At 72.5% G+C, this 4,807-nt stretch carries 2 protein-coding genes and 1 pseudogene; 2 read left to right on the forward strand and 1 reads right to left on the reverse strand.

What is annotated here, in order from left to right:
- Positions 1-2,029 (forward strand): annotated as a pseudogene (locus tag ADL01_RS17315) (serine protease); the annotation flags it as partial.
- Positions 2,030-2,250: 221 nt separating this feature from the next.
- Complete coding sequence (locus ADL01_RS17320) at positions 2,251-3,198, forward strand: bifunctional riboflavin kinase/FAD synthetase (protein WP_053742908.1); 948 nt, start codon at positions 2,251-2,253, stop codon at positions 3,196-3,198.
- An 88-nt stretch (positions 3,199-3,286) separates the two neighbouring features.
- On the opposite strand, the gene ADL01_RS17325 is transcribed toward ADL01_RS17320, so the two are convergent.
- A partial coding sequence (locus ADL01_RS17325) for a MinD/ParA family ATP-binding protein (RefSeq protein ID WP_159049549.1) occupies positions 3,287-4,807 on the reverse strand: 1,521 nt, incomplete at its 5' end.

Genomic DNA, 4,807 nt, shown 5'->3' on the forward strand with positions numbered 1-4,807 from the left:
CGACACCCCCACCCCCCGCCTCGACCGCGACACCGTCTTCACCGCCTACCTCGACCTGATGTGCCTGCGCATCGCCGTCCGCCTCGCCGCCGAGAACGGCCTGCGCGGCACCGCCGTACGCCGTCTCGCCGCCAAGGTCTCCGGCCAGGTCCACGAGGCCGCCCGGCGCAGCCTGGGCCCCGGACAGGGCGAGTTGGACCGCGCGTCCTTCGAGTCCGTGTTCCCCTGGGGCCCCGCACCGGCCCACCTGGGCGGCGGCACGGGCTGGGCCTCCGCCGTCCTCACCGAGGGCCTCCTCGTCCCCGCCGGCACCGGCTACCGCTTCGCCCACGAGGAACTCGCCGACTGGATCCAGGGCACGCACCTGGACCTGGACGAGGCACTCCACGCCCTGGTCCACCGGCGCCGCCCGGAGAACGGCAAGGACACGGCCCCCGTCCCCGTACCGCACCACCGCATCGGACCGGTCGTCCAGGCACTGCTGCTCCTCGCCCGCCAGCACGGTGCCCCCGAACTGGCGCACCGGCTCCGGGAGTTGGTGCAGGCCCTGAACCCCGGGTCCGCGCCCCGCGACCCGGCCTCCACCTGGTGGGCGATCCACCTCCTCACCGACGTCCTGCGCAACGTCCCCGACGCGACGCCGTACACCCACGTCCTGCGCCTCCTCGCCGACCACATCGTGGCCCGGCGCCGACAGAACCGGACGGTCCCCCAGGAGTGGGGCCCCTCCTTCTGGACCGCCCTCCATCTCCCCGACATCACCCGCGTCGACCTCCTGCGCCGCCTGGTCGTCGGCGATGACCCTCCGGACCGGTCCGACCGGCCCCGCTACCTGGACGCCGTGGCCGGACTGCTCGCCGCCGACCCCACCGCCGTACAGCCGCTCCTGGCCGGCTGGTTCGACGACGACCGTCCGCTGCCCGCGATGCCGGACGCGACCGTGGCGACCGCCGCCCAGGCGCTGCTCCACACCCACCGCCACCGGGCCCTGGACAACCTGACCGAGGTGCTCGTCGACAGTGGGCACCGGCGTGGGGACGAACTCCTCGCCGTGCTCGCCGAGGAGGAGACCTCCGCCCTCTGCCGGGCCGTGGACCGGTGGGCGCGCGACGAGCGGCCGGCCCGGCGGGTCGCGGCGGTGGCGTACGGTCCGCGCGTCGCACCCCACGTGCGCACCGAGTCCGACCGTGAGCTGCTGCGCTACGCGGCCCTCGCGCTGCTCGCCCGCCCGGCCGACCGCACGCTGCACGGAGGCGCACTCGCGCTCCTCGTCCGCGATCCGCACACCCGCGACCGCCATCTCCCGCAGGCGTTGCGGCACTTCACGGCCGGTGACCCGCACCTTCCGCCGAGCTCTCTGATCGCGGCCCTCGCCACCCACCCGGAACCGGTCCTCGACGCCTTCCGGACCAGGCTGCTCGGGCCGGAGGCCGGCGACGCCCTGCGCACCCTCGCCGACGTCACGACCCCGGCCCTGGCCGGCCGGGTCGCCGCCCTCGTACGGGAGGCGGCGGAGCGGTACCCGCAGACCGCCGGTCACCTTGCCGAGTACGTCGACCGGCGCCTGGACCACGGCCCCACCGTCCGGCCCGTACTCCTCCCCCTGGTCACCGGCCTCCTCGACGGCGGCCCGGCACCGGTGCGCAGGGCCCTCGCGACCGTGCTCGCCGCGCCCGGGATCCCCGCCTCCCACTCCTTGCGCCACGAACTCCTCGAAGCCCTCCTCGCCAGGGAGCACGACCCCGGCGTCCTGGACGCGCTGCTGCGGGCGACCGTGGAGGGCGCGACCCGCCACGACGAGCCGCGCACCCGGGGACTGGTGCACCGGTGCGGGCTGCTGCTCGTACGCACCCCGGACGGTGCCACGCGTTTCGACTGCTGCCTGGTCGAGTTGAGCAGGCGAGTGCCCGGGTTCGCGGTGCTGGTGGCGGGCTGGCTGACCGAAACGCCGGGCGAATGGGCGGCGGTGGTCGGCCCCAGCACCCGCCGCATGATCGAGAACCTGGCGGGGGTCCGGGTCCCCGCCTAGTTCACCTTCGTAGATACGCCCAGATCACGTTCCGAGGCCCGTCTCGAAGTGACATGCGAAGTGACATTCGAGGCGTGCCGTCGGTAATCGGTCACGTGCGCCCTGTCACAGCCTCCATGCCGATGCGAGCGGGGCGCGTTCGGCATGGCACCCTTAGACCTGCGTAAGAAGGCCTGCGTAAGAGGCAGACACGGACACGGGTTCGACGAGGAGCGGTCACAGTGCAGCGCTGGCGTGGCTTGGAGGACATCCCCGAGGACTGGGGACGCAGCGTCGTCACCATCGGCTCCTACGACGGAGTCCACCGCGGACACCAGCTGATCGTCCGGCACGCGGTGGACCGCGCGCGTGAGCTGGGTGTTCCCACGGTCGTCGTCACCTTCGACCCGCACCCCAGCGAGGTCCTGCGCCCCGGCAGCCACCCGCCGCTGCTGGCCCCGCACCACCGTCGCGCCGAACTGATGGCCGAACTGGGTGTGGACGCCGTCCTCATCCTCCCCTTCACCAAGGAGTTCTCGAAGCTCTCCCCGGCCGACTTCGTGGTCAAGGTCCTGGTCGACAAGCTGCACGCCCGGGCGGTCGTCGAGGGCCCGAACTTCCGTTTCGGCCACAAGGCGGCCGGAAACGTGCAGTTCCTGGCCGAACTCGGCCGTACCTACGACTTCGAGGTCGAGGTCGTCGACCTGTTCGTGACGGGCGAGGCGGGGGGCGGCGAGCCGTTCTCGTCCACGCTCACCCGGCGCCTCGTCGGCGAGGGCGACCTCGGCGGCGCCCGCGAGATCCTCGGCCGCCCGCACCGCGTGGAGGGCGTCGTGGTCCGGGGCGCCCAGCGAGGCCGCGAACTCGGCTTCCCCACGGCCAACGTCGAGACACTGCCGCACACCGCGATTCCGGCCGACGGTGTCTACGCGGGCTGGCTGCACGTGGAGGGCGAGGCGATGCCCGCCGCGATCTCCGTCGGCACGAACCCCCAGTTCGACGGCACGGAACGGACGGTGGAGGCGTACGCCATCGACCGCGTGGGCCTCGATCTGTACGGCCTGCATGTCGCCGTCGACTTCTTGGCGTTCGTGCGCGGCCAGGCCAAGTTCGACTCACTGGACGCGCTGCTTGTACAGATGTCCGAGGACGTGAAGAAGTGCCGCGAGCTGATCGCGGCGGCGGAATAGCGCCGATCAGGTAGCAGGTGAACAAGGGAAGGCGGCCGGTGCCCTCGGGCACCGGCCGCCTTCCCTTGTCTCTCTCAGCTACTCCCGCTTACTGCTGCTGAGGCGGCTGAAATGGCTGCCCCGGCTGCGGCGCATAGCCGTACTGCGGCTGCTGTGGCGGGTACGGCTGGCCGGGCTGGGGCGGCGGCGGGTAATGCCCGGGCGGGCCGGGGGGCGGCGGGTACTGCTGACCATGCCCCGGAGCCGGCGGGGCCGCCGGGTACGGCTGCCCCTGCACCGGCTGACCCGGAATCTGCTGCTGGTGTCCCGGCATCGGCGGGGCCGCGACCGGAGGCGGGTTGCCGTCCGACGTCCACAGGCCGTGCATCTGCTGGTGCCGTACGAAGTCCTCGGCGACCAGGGCCGCGAGGTTGAAGTACGCCTCGCGCACCTTCGGCCGCATCATGTCGAGATCGACCTCGGCACCGGCGGCGAGGTGCTCGTCGAAGGGCACGGTGATGACGCCACGGCAGCGCGTCTCGAAGTGGGAGACGATGTCCTCCACCTTGATCATCTTGCCGGTCTCGCGCACACCCGAGATGACGGTGAGGGACCGTGAGACCAGATCCGCGTACCCGTGCGCGGACAGCCAGTCCAGTGTCGTACTGGCGCTGCTGGCGCCGTCCACGGACGGCGTCGAGATGATGATCAGCTGATCGGCGAGGTCGAGCACGCCCCGCATGGCGCTGTAGAGCAGGCCGGTACCGGAGTCGGTCAGGATGACCGGGTACTGCTTGCCCAGGACGTCGATCGCGCGCCGGTAGTCCTCGTCGTTGAACGCCGTGGAGACGGCCGGGTCGACGTCGTTGGCGATGATTTCCAGACCGGACGGCGCCTGGGAGGTGAACCGCCGGATGTCCATGTACGAGTTGAGGTACGGGATCGCCTGGACGAGGTCACGGATGGTGGCCCCGGTCTCGCGCCGCACGCGGCGGCCGAGCGTACCGGCGTCCGGGTTGGCATCGATGGCGAGGATCTTGTCCTGCCGCTCGGTGGCGAGGGTCGAGCCGAGCGCGGTGGTCGTGGTCGTCTTGCCGACACCGCCCTTGAGGCTGATGACGGCGATGCGGTAGCAGGACAGCACCGGCGTACGGATCAGCTCGAGCTTGCGCTGCCGCTCGGCCTCCTCCTTCTTCCCGCCGATCTTGAACCGGGAGGGTGCGGCCGCGGGCCGGCCGCTCTTCGCCTTCTGCTTCTTGTTGTTGAGCAGCCGGTCCGAGGACAGCTCGACGGCCGCGGTGTAACCGAGCGGCGCGGCACCGGGGTTGGTCATCTGCCGCTGGTCGTGCTGCATGGGCTGCGGCCAGGCGGCCCCGGTACGCGGGTCCACGGGCGCCTGCGGCCCGGCGGGGTACCCGGGCGGGCCGTACGGCTGCGGAGGTGACTGAGGGCCGGCCTGCGGATGGGGCGCGTCGGGCTGCGGCATCTGAGGCTGCGGCGGCGCCTGCTGCGCGGACGCCTGCGGGAAGGGGAACCCGTACGCGCCGTCAGCCCCGGGGCCGGCAGGCTGCCCGGGGTGCGGGAACCCGTACCCGTCCTGTGGGCTGGAAGCGGGCGCGGGGCTCGGGGG

Origin of the sequence: Streptomyces sp. NRRL WC-3618, from assembly GCF_001280005.1 — a bacterium.
Classification (GTDB): domain Bacteria; phylum Actinomycetota; class Actinomycetes; order Streptomycetales; family Streptomycetaceae; genus Streptomyces.